Genomic DNA, 14,938 nt, shown 5'->3' on the forward strand with positions numbered 1-14,938 from the left:
CAGTTGCGGGACGATTGCACCGTACCCAAGAGAGGACATCTGCAATGGCTCAACTGCCCCAGCGCGCCGCGCCGAGCGCCTCAACCGTCGGCGAAGATCCACGCCATACCCGCAAAGCCTGGTCAGTGCTCATCGTCAGCACGCTCGCCTTCACCGTCTGCTTCATGGTCTGGATGATGTTCGGCGTCATCGGGATCCCGATCAAGAAGATGCTGAACCTCAGCTCCACCCAGTTCGGCCTGCTCACGGCCATGCCCGTGCTCACGGGCTCGCTGGTGCGCGTGCCGCTGGGTATCTGGACCGACCGCTACGGCGGCCGCATCGTGATGGCGTTGCTCATGGCCGCCACCGTTCCCGCTATCTGGATGATGGGTTACGCCACCGAATACTGGCATTTCCTCGTGATCGGCCTGTTCGTCGGTTTGGCCGGCGGCTCGTTCTCGGTCGGTACGCCCTACGTGGCCCGGTGGTTCCCCAAGCACCGCCAGGGCACGGCCATGGGCGTGTATGGCGCGGGCAACTCGGGCGCAGCCGTGAACAAGTTCGTGGCGCCCGTGATCCTGGTGGCCTTCGGGTGGGCGGCCGTGCCGCATGTGTATGCCGCCATCATGCTCGGTACGCTGGTGCTGTTCTGGCTGTTCAGCCACAGCGACCCGGCACACCTGGTACCCAGCAACGTGTCCTTTGGCGATCAGCTCAAGGCACTGAAGGACCCCAAGGTGCTCAAGTACTGCCAGTACTACAGCATCGTGTTCGGTGGCTATGTGGCGCTTTCCCTGTGGATGGTGCAGTACTACGTCGGTGAGTACGGCCTGGACATCCGTGTGGCGGCGCTGCTGGCAGCCTGCTTCTCGCTGCCGGGCGGCGTGCTGCGCGCCATCGGCGGCGTGCTGTCCGACAAGTTCGGGGCGCACTCCGTGACCTGGTGGGTGATGTGGGTGAGCTGGATCTGCCTGTTCCTGCTGTCCTACCCGCAGACCGACTTCACCATCCAGACCGTCAACGGACCCACCACCCTGCACGTCGGCCTGAACGTATACATGTTCACCGCGCTGATGTTCGTCCTGGGCATCGCCTGGGCTTTCGGCAAGGCCAGCGTGTTCAAGTACATCAGCGACGACTACCCCAAGAACATCGGCGCCATCAGCGGCATCGTGGGCCTGGCGGGCGGCATGGGCGGCTTCATCCTGCCCATCCTGTTCGGCATGCTCATGGACTGGACGGGCATCCGCTCCAGTGCCTTCATGCTGATGTACGGCGTGGTATGGGTTTCGTTGATCTGGATGTATTTCACCGAGGTGCGCCGTACCGACGTGATGAAGTCTCACAACGCCGCCCCGGCTGCCCACTGATCCCCACCGGAGATCCCACATGTCCACCAACACCGTTTCGCAAGGCAGCGGTCGCAAAGGCCGGGTGCTCACGCTCTGGACCCCCGAGGACAAGTCCTTCTGGGCGCGAGAGGGCGAGGCTGTCGCCAAGATCAATCTCTGGATTTCGGTGCCCGCACTGTTCCTGGCCTTCGCCATCTGGCAGGTCTGGAGTGTGGTCGCCGTGAACTTGCCGGCCCTGGGTTTCAAGTATTCGACCAACCAGCTGTTCTGGCTGGCTGCCGCCCCGGCGTTGTCCGGCGCCACGCTGCGTATCTTCTATTCCTTCATGGTGCCCATCTTCGGCGGCCGCCGCTGGACTGCGCTGTCCACCGCGTCGCTGCTGATCCCCGCCATCGGCATCGGCTATGCGGTGCAGGACAACACCACCAGCTACCCCACCATGCTTTTGTTGGCGCTGCTGTGCGGCCTGGGCGGCGGCAACTTCAGCTCCAGCATGGCCAACATCAGCTTCTTCTTCCCGAAGGAGCGCAAGGGTTCCGCGCTGGGTGTGAACGCCGGCCTGGGCAACCTGGGGGTGTCGGTGGTGCAGTTCCTGAGCCCGCTGGTCATTACGGCAGGCATCTTCGGTATCTTTGGCGGGGAGCCCCAGACCATCGTGAAGAATGGCCAGGAGCAGATGGTGTGGGCGCAGAACGCCGCCTTCATCTGGGTGCCCTGGATCGCACTGGTCGCGGTGGCGGCGTGGTTCGGCATGAACGACATTGCCGATGCGCGTGCCAGCTTCGCCGCGCAGGCGGCCATCTTCAAGCGCAAGCACAACTGGATCATGTGCGTGCTGTACCTGGGCACCTTCGGTTCGTTCATCGGTTTTGCCGCAGGCTTTCCGCTGCTGATCAAGGCGCTCTTCCCTGAAGTCAACCCCCTGGCCTACGCCTGGCTGGGTCCGCTGGTGGGCGCCGTGGTGCGTCCGCTCGGTGGCTGGCTGGCCGACAAGGTGGGCGGTGCCCGGGTCACGGTCTGGAGCTTCCTCGTCATGGCGCTGGCCGTGGTGGGTGTTCTGTTTTTCCTGCCCAAGGGCTCGGGCGGTTTTGCGCTGCCCTTTGGCCCGGCTGAAGGCAGCTTCACGGGCTTTTTCCTGATGTTCCTGGTGCTCTTCTTCACCACCGGCATCGGCAACGGCTCCACCTTCCGCATGATCCCCGTGATATTTCTGACCCAGAAGCTGCGCGAGTTGCGCACCGATGACGAAGCATCGCGCGCCCAAGCCATCAAGGATGGCAACACCGAAGGCGCGGCCGCGGTGGGCTTCGCCGGAGCGCTGGGCGCCTACGGGGGCTTTTTCATTCCCAAGAGCTATGGCAGCTCCATCGCCGCGACGGGCGGTCCCGAATTCGCGCTGTGGATGTTTGCCGTTTTCTATGTTCTCTGCATCATCATCACTTGGTGGTACTACTCTCGCAAGCATGCAGAGATGCCCTGCTGAGCCACGCCACTACAACGATTTCCAAGGAGTCCCACGATGAGCCATTTCCTAGACCGCCTCTCGTACTTTGCGCAGCCGCGCGAAACCTTCTCGCAGGGCCACGGCCAGACCAACGGCGAAGACCGTACCTGGGAAGACGCCTACCGCGACCGCTGGGCGCACGACAAGATCGTGCGCTCCACCCACGGTGTGAACTGCACGGGCAGTTGCTCGTGGAAGATCTACGTCAAGGGCGGCATCGTCACGTGGGAAACACAGCAGACCGACTACCCGCGCACGCGTCCCGATCTGCCCAACCATGAGCCGCGCGGCTGCGCACGCGGCGCCAGCTACAGCTGGTACCTGTACAGCGCCAATCGCGTGAAATACCCCATGGTGCGTGGCCGCCTGCTCAAGCACTGGCGTGCCGCACTGGCCATCGCCAAGAGCCCCGTGGACGCCTGGGCCGCCATCGTCGAGAACGACAGCGCGCGCCGCGAATGGCAGAAGCAGCGCGGCCTGGGCGGCTTCGTGCGCAGCACCTGGGACGAGGTCAACCAGATGATTGCCGCGGCCAATATCTACACCATCAAGAAGCACGGTCCGGACCGCATCTTCGGCTTCTCGCCCATCCCGGCCATGTCGATGATCTCGTACGCCGCAGGCACCCGCTACCTGAGCCTGATTGGTGGCGTGAGCCTGAGCTTCTACGACTGGTATGCCGACCTGCCCCCGGCCAGCCCCCAGGTGTGGGGCGAGCAGACCGACGTGCCCGAATCGGCCGACTGGTACAACAGCACCTACATCATCGCCTGGGGCTCGAACGTGCCGCAGACGCGTACGCCGGACGCGCACTTCTTCACGGAAGTCCGCTACAAGGGCGCGAAGACCGTGGCCGTGACGCCCGACTACTCCGAGGTCGCCAAGCTGGCCGACCTCTGGATGCACCCCAAGCAGGGCACCGACGCCGCCGTCGCCATGGCCATGGGCCACGTGATCCTCAAGGAGTTCTACTTCGACAAGCGCTCGGCGTACTTCGACGACTACGTGCGCCGCTACACCGACATGCCCAACCTCGTGCAGCTCGAAGAGCGCACGCTGGCGGATGGGCGCCAGGCCCTGGTGCCGGGCCGCTACCTGCGCGCCAGCGACTTCGCCGGCCAGCTCGGGCAGGACAACAACCCCGAGTGGAAGACGGTGGCGCTGGACGAGCAGGACCGGGTCGTGCTGCCCAACGGATCCATCGGGTTCCGCTGGGGGCAGGAAAAGGGCACCGACCTGGGCAAGTGGAACCTGGAAAGCAAGGAAGCCGAGCACAACGGCGACGTCCGGCTCAAGCTCAGCTTGATGGAAGGCGAGGCGCCTTCCTGGGAGGCGGGCGACGTCGCCTTCCCGTATTTCGGCGGCATCGAGACGCCGAATTTCCCGGCCAGCGTACAGGCCGAGGGCGACGTTCTGGTGCGCAAGGTGCCGGTGCGCCGCATCCAGCTCGATGACGGGCGCTGGGTCACGGCGGCCACGGTGTTCGACCTGACGGCGGCCAACTACGGCGTGCGCCGCGGCATCGAGGGCGAGAACGCCGCCGCCAGCTACGACGACGACCTGCCCTACACGCCCGCATGGCAGGAGCGGATCACCGGCGTGCCGCGCGAGCAGGTCATCACCGTGGCGCGGCAGTTCGCGGACAACGCGGACAAGACCCGCGGCAAGTCCATGGTCATCATCGGCGCGGCCATGAACCACTGGTTCCACAGCGACATGAACTACCGCGGCATCATCAACATGCTGATGCTGTGCGGCTGCATCGGCCAGAGCGGCGGTGGCTGGGCGCACTACGTGGGCCAGGAAAAGCTGCGCCCGCAGACCGGCTGGACGGCGCTCGCCTTCGCGCTGGACTGGGTGCGCCCGCCGCGCCAGATGAACAGCACCAGCTGCTTCTACAACCACACCGACCAGTGGCGCTACGAAAAGCTGGGGGTGCGCGAAGTGCTCTCCCCGCTGGCCAGCGAGAAGGCGGCCGCGGGCGCCATCATCGACTACAACGTGCGCGCCGAGCGCATGGGCTGGCTGCCCAGCGCGCCGCAATTGCAGGTGAACCCGCTGCAGGTGGCGCGCGACGCGCAGGCCGCCGGCGCGGATGCGAAGGACTACGTGGCGCGCGCGCTCCAGGACGGTTCGCTGGCGATGAGCTGCGAGGATCCTGACCACCCCGACAACTGGCCGCGCAACATGTTCGTGTGGCGCTCCAACCTGGTGGGCAACTCGGCCAAGGGGCACGAGTACTTCCTGCGTCACCTGCTGGGCACCACGCACGGCGTGCAGGGCAAGGACCTGGGTTCGCAGGACGCGCGCCCCGAGGAAGTGCGCTGGCACGCGCAGGGCCCCGAGGGCAAGCTGGACCTGCTGGTGACGCTCGACTTCCGCATGAGCACCACCTGCCTGTACTCCGACATCGTGCTGCCCACGGCCACCTGGTATGAGAAGAACGACATCAACACCAGCGACATGCATCCTTTCATCCACCCCCTGTCCACGGCCGTCGACCCCGCCTGGCAGGCCCGCAGCGACTGGGAGATCTACAAGGGCTTCGCCAAGACCTTCAGCGAGCTGTGCGTGGGCCACCTCGGCGTGGAAAAGGACGTGGTGCTGACCCCGCTGATGCACGACACGCCCGCCGAGCTCGCGCAGGCCGAGGTGCGCGAATGGAAGAAGGGCGAATGCGATCTGGTGCCGGGCAAGACGGCGCCGCAGATCACCGTCGTCGAGCGCGACTACCCCAACACCTTCAAGCGCTTCACCGCCCTGGGCCCGTTGCTGGAAAAGCTCGGCAATGGCGGCAAGGGCATCGCCTGGAACACGCAGACGGAGGTGGAGCAGCTGGGCGACCTCAACGGCCGCGTGCGCGAGGAAGGCGTCACGCAGGGCCGTCCGCGCATCCTGAGCGACATCGACGCGGCCGAGACCGTGATGATGCTGGCGCCCGAGACCAACGGCCACGTGGCCTGCAAGGCATGGGAAGCGCTGGGCAAGCAGACCGGCCGCGACCACGTGCACCTGGCCCTGCACCGCGAGGACGAGAAGATCCGTTTCCGCGACATCCAGGCGCAGCCGCGCAAGATCATCAGCTCGCCCACCTGGAGCGGGCTGGAGAGCGAGAAGGTCTGCTACAACGCCGGCTACACCAACGTGCATGAGCTGATCCCATGGCGCACCCTCACGGGCCGCCAGCAGTTCTACCAGGACCACCCGTGGATGCGCGACTTTGGCGAGGGCTTCGTGAGCTACCGCCCGCCCGTGCACCTGAAGACGCTGTACGAGGTCGAAGGCAAGAAGCCCAACGGCAACCCCGAGATCGCGCTGAACTTCATCACGCCGCACCAGAAATGGGGCATCCACAGCACGTACAGCGACAACCTGCTGATGCTCACCCTCAACCGGGGCGGCCCGGTGGTCTGGCTCAGCGAGGAGGACGCGGCCCGCGCCGGCATCGTGGACAACGACTGGGTGGAGCTGTTCAACGCCAACGGCGCCATCGCTGCCCGGGCCGTGGTGAGCCAGCGCGTCAACGCCGGCATGGTGATGATGTACCACGGCCAGGAAAAGACCATCAACACGCCCGGCTCGGAGATCTCGGGCACGCGCGGCGGCATCTACAACTCGGTCATTCGCATCGTCCCCAAGCCCACGCACATGATCGGCGGCTACGCGCAGTACAGCTACGGCTTCAACTACTACGGGACCATCGGCACCAACCGCGACGAGTTCGTGCTGGTGCGCAAGATGCGCCGCGTCGACTGGATGGACGACGAGGCATCCACCAGCGCCGCCCACGCCTGAGCGACAAGGAGAGACACGATGAAAATTCGCGCACAAATCGGCATGGTGCTGAACCTGGACAAGTGCATCGGTTGCCACACCTGTTCCGTCACCTGCAAGAACGTCTGGACCAGCCGTCCCGGCGTGGAATACGCCTGGTTCAACAACGTCGAGACCAAACCCGGCATCGGCTACCCCAAGGAATGGGAAAACCAGGACAAGTGGAACGGCGGCTGGGTGCGCAACCCGGACGGCTCCATCGCCCCCCGCCAGGGCGGCAAGTGGAAGCTGCTGATGCGCATCTTCGCCAATCCCAACCTGCCGCAGATCGACGACTACTACGAGCCCTTCACCTTCGACTACGACCACCTGCAGTCGGCCCCCGAGATGAAGGCCGCGCCAACGGCGCGCCCGCGCAGCCTGATCACGGGCCAGCGCATGGAAAAGATCGAGTGGGGCCCGAACTGGGAGGAAATCCTGGGCGGCGAGTTCTCCAAGCGCAGCGCCGACGTGAACTTCGAGCAGGTCCAGAAGGACATGTACGGCCAGTTCGAGAACACCTTCATGATGTACCTGCCGCGCCTGTGCGAGCACTGCCTGAACCCGGCGTGCGTGGCATCGTGCCCCTCGGGCTCGATCTACAAGCGCGAGGAAGACGGCATCGTGCTGATCGACCAGGACAAGTGCCGCGGCTGGCGCATGTGCGTGTCGGGCTGCCCCTACAAGAAGATCTACTACAACTGGCAGACCGGCAAGGCCGAGAAGTGCATCTTCTGCTACCCGCGCATCGAGGCGGGCCAGCCCACGGTGTGCTCCGAGACCTGCGTGGGCCGCATCCGCTACCTGGGCGTGCTGCTGTATGACGCCGACCGCATCCAGGAAGCCGCCAGCGTGGAGCGCGACCGCGACCTGTACGAGGCCCAGTTGGACATTTTCCTGGACCCCAACGACCCGGACGTGATCCGCCAGGCCAAAGCCGACGGCATCTCCGACGCCTGGCTGGAAGCCGCCAAGAACAGCCCCGTCTACAAGATGGCCGTGGACTGGAAGATCGCACTGCCGCTGCACCCCGAGTACCGCACGCTGCCCATGGTGTGGTACGTGCCGCCGCTGTCGCCCATCACCTCGGCGGCCAACGCCGGCCACCTGGGCGTGAACGGCGAGATTCCCGACGTGTCGCAGCTGCGCATCCCCGTGCAGTACCTGGCCAACCTGCTCACCGCCGGCGACACCGGCCCCGTGGTGCGGGCGCTGGAGCGCATGCTGGCCATGCGCGCCTACCAGCGCGGCATGCATGTGGACCGCCAGCAGAACCTGGCCGTGCTGCAGCAGGTGGGGCTCACGGTGCATGAAGTGGAAGACATGTACCAGGTCATGGCGATCGCCAACTACGAAGACCGCTTCGTCATCCCCTCGGCGCACCGCGAGTACGCCGAGAACGCATTCGACCTGCGCGGCGGCTGCGGCTTCTCGTTCGGCAACGGCTGCTCCGACGGCTCCACGGACGTGAGCATGTTCGGTGGCAAGAAGCGACGCACCATCCCCATCAAGGCCACGGTCTGAGGCGAAAGGAAGAATTGCCATGTTCCAGAAAACGCCTGAATCCCTGCGCCTGACGCTGCGTGCGCTGGCGCACCTGCTGGGCTATCCCGATGCCGCGCTGCGTGCGAACGCGCCGGCGCTGCTGGACGCGTTGCGGCTGGAGCGCGCCCTGCCCGAGGCGCGCATGCAGGAGATCGAAGCTCTGTGCCGCCAACTGTGTGCCATGGAGCCCTACGAGGCCGAGGCGCGCTACGTCGACACCTTCGACCGCGGCCGGCAGACCTCGCTGCACCTGTTCGAGCACGTGCACGGCGACTCGCGCGAGCGCGGCCCCGCGCTCATCGACCTGATGCAGACCTACGAGAAGGCCGGCCTGCAGTTCGACGCGCAGGAACTGCCCGACCATCTGGCGGTGGTGCTGGAGTTCGCCTCCACCCAGCCGCCGGCCGTGGCGCGCGAATTCCTCGGCGAGATGGCGCACATCCTCAATGCGCTGTTCACCGCGCTGACCAGCAAGGGCAACCCCTACGCCTGCGTGATCGCGGCGGTGCTCGAAGTCGCCGGCCAGCGCGTGCAGGCCGTCGCCATCGCGCCCGAGCCGGGCCTGGACGACGCCTGGGCCGAGCCCGAGGCATTCGACGGCTGCGCCACCCGCGGCCAGAACCGCCCGGACCAGCCCCAACCCCTGCATTTCGTGCGCAACGCACGCGCCAACTCGTCCCAAGGAGCCTCGGTATGACCGCCTGGATCGACAACCTCTTGTTCGGCCTGTACCCCTACATCTGTCTGGCCGTTTTCTTCATCGGCAGTTGGGCGCGCTTCGACCGCGATCAGTACACCTGGAAGAGCGACTCCTCGCAGCTGCTGCGCCGCGGCAGCCTGCGCTGGGGCAGCAACCTGTTCCACGTGGGCGTGCTGGTCCTGTTCTTCGGCCACTTCGTGGGCATGCTCACGCCGCACGCGCTGTACGAGCCCTTCATGAGCGCAGGCGCCAAGCAGATCATGGCCATGGTCGTGGGCGGCGTCGCCGGCACCCTGGGCTTCATCGGCGTGACGCTGCTGCTGCACCGCCGCCTGACGGACGCGCGTATCCGCGCCACCTCCAAGACCAGCGACATCCTGCTGCTGTGGGTGCTGTGGGTGCAGTTGGCCCTGGGCCTGGCGACCATCCCGCTGTCGGCGCAGCACCTGGACGGCTCCATGATGATGCTGCTGGCCGAATGGGCGCAACGCATCGTCACCTTCCGCGGCGGCGCCGTGGAACTGCTGGCCAATGCCGGCTGGGTGTTCAAGGCGCACATGTTCCTGGGCATGACCGTGTTCCTGATCTTCCCGTTCACCCGCTTGGTGCACGTGTGGAGCGGGTTTGGCACACTGGCCTACATCACGCGCCCGTACCAACTGGTGCGCGCCCGCCGCATGAACCTGCCCGCAGGCCACAACCAGCCGGGTAATCGCAACGCGCTATGAAGTAAATAGCTACCAGCGCTTGCTGGTAGCGGGCTGGAGGCCAATTTCGCTTGAAATCGGCTTTCGGCCTCCCAGCCTCCAGGAGAACCCCATGAGCAACACCACCTGCGGATCGGGCGGCTGCGGCTGCGCCGGCAGCACCGACAACCTCCCACAGGAAGACGCCGCCCCGGTGGCCCGCATCAATGGCGTGCCTCTGCACGCCGACGGCGAGATCCTGCCGCCCGATGCACTGCGCCAGCGCGCCTGCACCGAGCTGCTGCGCCAGCAGGCGCAGCGCGAGGGGCTGTTGCCGCAAGACGACGCGCCGGGCCTGGACGGCGCCACCAGCGCCGAGGCATCGCAGGCCATCGAGCGCCTGCTCGACCAGGCCCTGCAAGTGCCCGAGCCCTCCGAGGAGGCCTGCCGCCGCTACCACGCCGCCCACCCGACGCTGGGCGGGCAGGGCGAGCGCGTGCGGATGCGCCACGTGCTGTTCGCGGTCACCCCGGGGGTGGATGTGAAGCTGCTGCGCCAGCGCGCCGAAGGCGTGTTGCTGGATCTGCGTTGCGCTGACGATGACGGCGCGCGCTTTGCCGCCGCGGCGGGCCAGTGGTCCAACTGCCCCAGCGGGCAGGAGGGCGGCGATCTGGGCTGGCTGTCGGCCGAGGACTGCGCGCCCGAGTTCGCGCGCGAGGTGTTCGGCACGCAGGAAGTGGGCGTGCTCTCGCGCCTGGTGCACAGCCGCTTCGGCCTGCACGTGGTCGAGGTGTGCGAGCGCCAGCCGGGCCAGGAGCTGCCCTTCGAGCAGGTGCGCGCCAGCGTGGCGCTCATGCTGCGCCAGCAGGCCTGGGTCAACGCATTGCGCCAGTACCTTCAGTTGCTGGCGGGCGAGGCCGAGGTCGAGGGCGTGCACCTCGATGCGGCCGATACGCCGCTGGTGCAGTAGCGCCAGGCAGGGGAGACACCCATGCCTGACGACGAGCTGCTGCAACGGCTGCGCCGCTTCCATCTGGATGCCTTCCCCCAATACCGCGAGCAATTCCAGACGCTCGTGGACGAGGGGCAACACCCGACGACCCTGTTCATCGGGTGCTCGGATTCCCGTTTGCTGCCCTACCTGCTGACGGGGGCAGGACCGGGCGAGCTGTTCCTGGTGCGCAACGTGGGGGCCTTCGTACCGCCCTACGACGGCTCCTACGGCCACCATGGCACGGCCGCCGCCATCGAGTTCGCGGTGCTCGAACTGCATGTGAGCCGCATCGTCGTGTGCGGCCACAGCCACTGCGGCGCCATCAAGGCCCTGTATGGCGAGGTCTCGCCCGAGGCGCGCAACCTGCAGCGCTGGCTGGACCTGGGCCGCGAGGCCGCGCTGCCCGTGCAGCCCGGCCCCGAGGCCCTGCGCCGCACCGAACAGCGCGCCGTGGTGCTGCAACTGGAACGCCTCATGGAGTACCCCATGGTGCGCCGCCGCGTCGAGGACGGCAGCATTGCGCTGCATGGCTGGCACTACGTGATCGAGGAGGGCGAGGTCCACGTGTTCGACGTGGCCACCGGCGGCTTCGTGGCGGCGTCCAAGGCCAAGAGCAGCGGCACGGGCCCGTATGCGCCATATGTGGAACATGATGGGCAAGTGCTGGTGGATTGAGGTGCACGCTGGCCACACTGGGCGAGGCCCACGCCCATGACTGAAGCGCGGCGCCGCACCGTGCCCCTGCGCAGTGAGCCCGCCGCGCCGGGCCGGCCCTCGGCCGAGGCGCTGGCGCGGCTGGACCGGCGCTGGCGGCCGCGCTACCTCATGCTGGCGCCGCACCGGCTGGGGTTCTTCCTGGCGATGCTGCTGCTCATGGCCTCGGGCCTGTGGTGGGCTCTGGTGCAGATCGACCGCGTGAGCGGGGCGCTGGCATTGCCATACGGTGTGGCGCCGTCGCTGGTGCACGCGGCGGTGATGACGTTTGGCTTCATGCCGCTGTTTTTCGCCGGCTTTCTTTTCACCGCGGGACCCAAGTGGCTGCATGTTGAGCCTTGGCCGGTCTCCCGCGTCATGCCGCCCCTGCTGCTGCAGGCCGGCGGCTGGCTGGTGTGGCTCGCCGGCGGTTCCTGGGGGCTATTGGTTGCGCTCGCCGGCTGCGCTGTCGCGTTCCTCGGGTTGGCGTGGATGACGGTGCTTTTCATCCGCCTGGTCCAGCGCAGCACGCTGCAGGACCGTTTGCATGCGCGCGCCATTGCCGCGGCCTGCCTGGTGGGCTGCGTGTGCATCGCGGCGCTGGGGCTGAGCCTGGCCGGCGGCCGTGGCGACCTGGCGCGTGCCTGGGTGCTGACCGGGCTGTGGGGGTTCGTGGCCGCGGTCTTCGTGGTGGTGGCGCACCGCATGATTCCTTTCTTCACCTCGGCCGTGCTGCCCATGGTGCAGGCATGGCGCCCTTTCTGGGTTCTGTGGCTGATGCTTGCCGCGGTGGTGGCCGAGGCGCTCGCCGTCTGGCTGCCGTGGCTTGGCTGGGCGCCCGCGCTCGACACGGGCGGGCTGCTGGTGCGTGGCGCGCTGGAGTTGTCGGCGGGGGCCGTGCTGCTGTGGCTGGCCTACCGCTGGGGCCTGCTGCAGAGCTTGGCGCAGCGCCTGCTGGCCATGCTGCACATCGGCTTCATCTGGCTGGGGCTGGCCTTCGTGGGCCATGGCCTGGCGCACGGGGCGCAGGGTCTCTACGGCAGCGCTGCCGGGGAACTGGGCGCGCTGCATGCGCTCACCATGGGGTGCCTGGGCTCGCTCATGCTCGCCATGGTCACGCGCGTGTCCTGCGGCCATGGCGGCCGCGCGCTGGTGGCGGACCGCCTGGTCTGGACGCTGTTCTGGGTGCTGCAACTGGCGACCGTGGTGCGGTTGGCCGCGAGCATGCCATTGCCCTGGTCGCCCGTGCTGTTGGCCGTCGCGGCCCTGCTGTGGGCTGGCATCATGGCGGTGTGGGGCCTGCGCCTCATCGGCTGGTATGGCCGGCTGCGCGCCGATGGCCGGCCGGGGTGAATGCCATGGAACAGGAGAGACCGGTGCCTCCACAGGCCTTGAACAATGCAGCCGCCACGGCGGAACTGGCCGCCGCGCTGCTGCAGGCGCGCCAGACCATCCTGCCCAAGCGGCTGGGCGCGCCGGGGCCGGACGCCGCGCAGCTGCAGGCCATTTTGGCCGCGGCCGCGCATGCGCCGGACCATGGCTGTCTGCTGCCCTGGCGGTTTGTCTTGGTGCCCGACGCGGCCCGCGCGGCGCTGGGCCAGGCGTTTGCCGATGCGCTGCGCGAGCGCGACGCGCAGGCCACGCCCGAGCAGCAGGAGCAGGCGCGCGAGAAGGCCCTGCGCGCGCCCGTGCTGCTGCTGGTGGTGGTGGACGAATGCGGGGGCGATCCCGAGATCGCACCCAGTGAGCGGCTGGTGTCCGCGGGTTGCGCGGTGCAGAACCTGCTGCTCATGGCGACCGCGTTGGGTTTTGGCTCCGCGCTCACCAGCGGCAAGGCGCTGCAGTCGCAGGCGCTGCGCGGGCTGTTCGCGCTGGGCGAAGGCGAGCGCGCGCTGTGTTTCGTGAGCGTGGGAACGGTCGTGTCGCGCAAGCCCGTGCGCGCGCGGCCCGTGCCGGCGCAGTATGTGGGCACGCTGGTGCCCGGCCGGGGCGTGCAGCCTTGGCCGCAACAAGGGGAATGAATGCAAGTGAAAACCGAGATCAACAGCTTTGACGACCTGCTGCGCGCCGCGCGCAGCCACCGCGAGCGCCAGCGCCTGCTGTTCGTGTTTGCCGGTGCAGAGCTGCCCGACGAGGCCACGCCGGAGCAGCGCGAGCGCTTCGCGCAGGGCGAGGGCGGGGTGCTGGTGCCGCTGATGTGCGTGGACAAGCTGCCCGAGGAGTTGGAGTCGTTCGACGCGCTGGTGCGCGAGTCGCAGCAGTTCGAGCAGCCGGGCCAGCCCTGGCGCCTGGTGTTCACCGCGGCGCTGTCGGGCACGGCGGCGCAGGCGCCGTCCGACGACGACGCCGACAAGGTGCTGCGCCGCATGGTGGAGGCCGTGAAAACGGGCGCTTTCAGCGCCTATCTGCCCTTCAACCGCGACGGCCAGCCCGTGCGGCTGGGCTGACGCCATGGCCAGCCGTGTGTCCCTGCCCGGTCTGCACACGCCAGGCGCGGGCTTTGACGAGCCGTTCGAGATGCTGGGCGCCTGCCATGACCGCGTACGCCGCTCGCTGGACCTGCTGCAGCGCCTGCGCGACTACCTCAAGGCGCACGCCTGCGATGACTCCGCCCGCCAGGCGGCGCGCGACGTGCTGCGCTATTTCGACATCGCCGCCCCGCTGCACCACGAGGACGAGGAACTCCACGTCTTCCCGCCCCTGCTGGCCGGTGGCGACGCCGCGCTGAAGGACCTGGTGCGCCAGCTGCAGCGGGACCATGTGCTGATGGCCGAACGCTGGGCTGCCGCGCGCGTGGGGTTGCAGGCGCTGGCCGACGGGGCCGTGCAGGCGTTCACGCCGCAGCACGAGACGGCCTTGGACCGGTTTGCGCAGTGCTATGACGATCACCTGCGCCATGAAGACGACCGCATCTATCCCGCCGCGCGCGCGCTGCTGGACGACCCCGCACAGCAGTCCATGGGGCAGGAGATGGCGCGTCGCCGCGGCGTGCGTTGATCGCTATTAAAATATGAGCTGCTAACGCTTGATGGATAAGCGCTAGAGCCATTTTTCATCTGAATCGGACGGGCGGCGGCGCGCCGCTGTTCGTCAGCGCGCGGCCTCCAAAAAGAAGGCGCCGTGGCCAAGGCCACGGCGCGCTGTGCCCCTCACGGGGCGGCGACCCGCCGGGGGCGACCCGCCGGGGGCGGACCGCAACGGGGGCCTGGCCCCCGAAACTCTCGTGCCGCGTCAGTGCACGATCACCGGGTTCTGCGCGAGCCCGACATAGCCATCCAGCGTGTCCTCCACCTCTTCCTGGGTGGGCGTGTTGCGCTGCCAGGCCAGGATCTGCTGCTGGAACATCTCGGCCCAGGAGCCATCCAGGTACACCTCCTTGCCGGAGCGCTTGTCCACGATCTCGAAGCCGTGGCGCACCAGTTGTGGAACGGCGGGCGTGGCGGCTTCGCTGGCGCTGTCGGGGGTTGCGTCTGCCAGCATGTGGACCACCACAAAGGAGTCGGAGTCGTAGAGCATATTCATGGCGTGTCCCCCTATCGGTATGCCTGTCAGATTGCAGCGGATCGGCAGAGTTCAAGCCCCCGCGCCCCGCCGCTGTGACCAGTATTCCACGGAAAAGGGGCCGTGGCGGCCTTCGTGCGCGGTCGCGGCCTTGTCCCACGCCGGGAT

The 14,938-nt window shown here is 67.5% G+C and carries 13 protein-coding genes; 12 read left to right on the forward strand and 1 reads right to left on the reverse strand.

From position 1 onward, the window contains the following. Window positions 1-44 precede the first annotated feature (44 nt). From K2L43_RS02355 to K2L43_RS02410, 12 genes are all read left to right on the forward strand, one after another. A complete protein-coding gene (locus K2L43_RS02355) occupies window positions 45-1,352 on the forward strand; it encodes a nitrate/nitrite transporter (RefSeq protein ID WP_220638421.1) in 1,308 nt (435 codons plus the stop codon). 19 nt (window positions 1,353-1,371) lie between these two features. Beyond that, on the forward strand, window positions 1,372-2,817 hold the full coding sequence (locus tag K2L43_RS02360; protein WP_220638422.1) for a NarK family nitrate/nitrite MFS transporter: 1,446 nt from the start codon (window positions 1,372-1,374) through the stop codon (window positions 2,815-2,817). Between the two features lie 36 nt (window positions 2,818-2,853). Further along, entirely contained in the window at window positions 2,854-6,633 is a 3,780-nt protein-coding gene (locus K2L43_RS02365) for a nitrate reductase subunit alpha (RefSeq protein WP_220638423.1), read from the forward strand. Window positions 6,634-6,651: 18 nt separating this feature from the next. After that, window positions 6,652-8,175 (forward strand): nitrate reductase subunit beta, encoded by a 1,524-nt coding sequence (narH, locus tag K2L43_RS02370; RefSeq protein ID WP_012655471.1) that lies wholly within the window; start codon window positions 6,652-6,654, stop codon window positions 8,173-8,175. A gap of 19 nt (window positions 8,176-8,194) precedes the next feature. Further along, complete coding sequence (gene narJ / locus K2L43_RS02375) at window positions 8,195-8,893, forward strand: nitrate reductase molybdenum cofactor assembly chaperone (protein ID WP_011803898.1); 699 nt, start codon at window positions 8,195-8,197, stop codon at window positions 8,891-8,893. Beyond that, the gene (narI, locus tag K2L43_RS02380) at window positions 8,890-9,624 is read left to right on the forward strand and encodes a respiratory nitrate reductase subunit gamma (protein WP_012655473.1); all 735 of its coding nucleotides are present in this window, start codon (window positions 8,890-8,892) and stop codon (window positions 9,622-9,624) included. Before narJ ends, narI begins: the two co-directional genes overlap by 4 nt. Window positions 9,625-9,715: 91 nt before the next feature. Continuing rightward, a complete protein-coding gene (locus K2L43_RS02385) occupies window positions 9,716-10,552 on the forward strand; it encodes a peptidylprolyl isomerase (RefSeq protein WP_220638424.1) in 837 nt (278 codons plus the stop codon). Between the two features lie 21 nt (window positions 10,553-10,573). Beyond that, window positions 10,574-11,251, forward strand: coding sequence for a carbonic anhydrase (locus tag K2L43_RS02390; protein WP_011803901.1), 678 nt, complete (start codon window positions 10,574-10,576; stop codon window positions 11,249-11,251). Between the two features lie 36 nt (window positions 11,252-11,287). Continuing rightward, entirely contained in the window at window positions 11,288-12,622 is a 1,335-nt protein-coding gene (locus tag K2L43_RS02395; protein ID WP_220638425.1) for an NnrS family protein, read from the forward strand. 5 nt (window positions 12,623-12,627) lie between these two features. Continuing rightward, complete coding sequence (locus K2L43_RS02400; RefSeq protein WP_011803903.1) at window positions 12,628-13,290, forward strand: nitroreductase family protein; 663 nt, start codon at window positions 12,628-12,630, stop codon at window positions 13,288-13,290. After that, window positions 13,291-13,716 (forward strand): ribonucleotide reductase subunit alpha, encoded by a 426-nt coding sequence (locus K2L43_RS02405; RefSeq protein WP_220638426.1) that lies wholly within the window; start codon window positions 13,291-13,293, stop codon window positions 13,714-13,716. It begins immediately after the preceding gene. Window positions 13,717-13,720: 4 nt separating this feature from the next. Then, the gene (locus tag K2L43_RS02410; RefSeq protein ID WP_047350257.1) at window positions 13,721-14,266 is read left to right on the forward strand and encodes a hemerythrin domain-containing protein; all 546 of its coding nucleotides are present in this window, start codon (window positions 13,721-13,723) and stop codon (window positions 14,264-14,266) included. A gap of 234 nt (window positions 14,267-14,500) precedes the next feature. Here K2L43_RS02410 and K2L43_RS02415 read toward each other — a convergent pair whose 3' ends face one another. After that, window positions 14,501-14,791: a DUF3567 domain-containing protein gene (locus K2L43_RS02415; RefSeq protein WP_012655478.1), complete on the reverse strand. Its 291-nt coding sequence runs from the start codon at window positions 14,789-14,791 to the stop codon at window positions 14,501-14,503. Window positions 14,792-14,938: the final 147 nt, after the last annotated feature.

The sequence above is a fragment of the Diaphorobacter sp. MNS-0 genome (assembly GCF_019602835.1).
Lineage (GTDB): Bacteria > Pseudomonadota > Gammaproteobacteria > Burkholderiales > Burkholderiaceae_C > Diaphorobacter > Diaphorobacter nitroreducens.

Coding starts and splice junctions, on each gene's coding strand:
- K2L43_RS02355 (WP_220638421.1), top strand. CDS start 45: ATGGCTCAACTGCCCCAGCGCGCCGCGCCGAGCGCCTCAACCGTCGGC.
- K2L43_RS02360 (WP_220638422.1), top strand. CDS start 1,372: ATGTCCACCAACACCGTTTCGCAAGGCAGCGGTCGCAAAGGCCGGGTG.
- K2L43_RS02365 (WP_220638423.1), top strand. CDS start 2,854: ATGAGCCATTTCCTAGACCGCCTCTCGTACTTTGCGCAGCCGCGCGAA.
- narH (WP_012655471.1), top strand. CDS start 6,652: ATGAAAATTCGCGCACAAATCGGCATGGTGCTGAACCTGGACAAGTGC.
- narJ (WP_011803898.1), top strand. CDS start 8,195: ATGTTCCAGAAAACGCCTGAATCCCTGCGCCTGACGCTGCGTGCGCTG.
- narI (WP_012655473.1), top strand. CDS start 8,890: ATGACCGCCTGGATCGACAACCTCTTGTTCGGCCTGTACCCCTACATC.
- K2L43_RS02385 (WP_220638424.1), top strand. CDS start 9,716: ATGAGCAACACCACCTGCGGATCGGGCGGCTGCGGCTGCGCCGGCAGC.
- K2L43_RS02390 (WP_011803901.1), top strand. CDS start 10,574: ATGCCTGACGACGAGCTGCTGCAACGGCTGCGCCGCTTCCATCTGGAT.
- K2L43_RS02395 (WP_220638425.1), top strand. CDS start 11,288: ATGACTGAAGCGCGGCGCCGCACCGTGCCCCTGCGCAGTGAGCCCGCC.
- K2L43_RS02400 (WP_011803903.1), top strand. CDS start 12,628: ATGGAACAGGAGAGACCGGTGCCTCCACAGGCCTTGAACAATGCAGCC.
- K2L43_RS02405 (WP_220638426.1), top strand. CDS start 13,291: ATGCAAGTGAAAACCGAGATCAACAGCTTTGACGACCTGCTGCGCGCC.
- K2L43_RS02410 (WP_047350257.1), top strand. CDS start 13,721: ATGGCCAGCCGTGTGTCCCTGCCCGGTCTGCACACGCCAGGCGCGGGC.
- K2L43_RS02415 (WP_012655478.1), bottom strand. CDS start 14,791: ATGAATATGCTCTACGACTCCGACTCCTTTGTGGTGGTCCACATGCTG.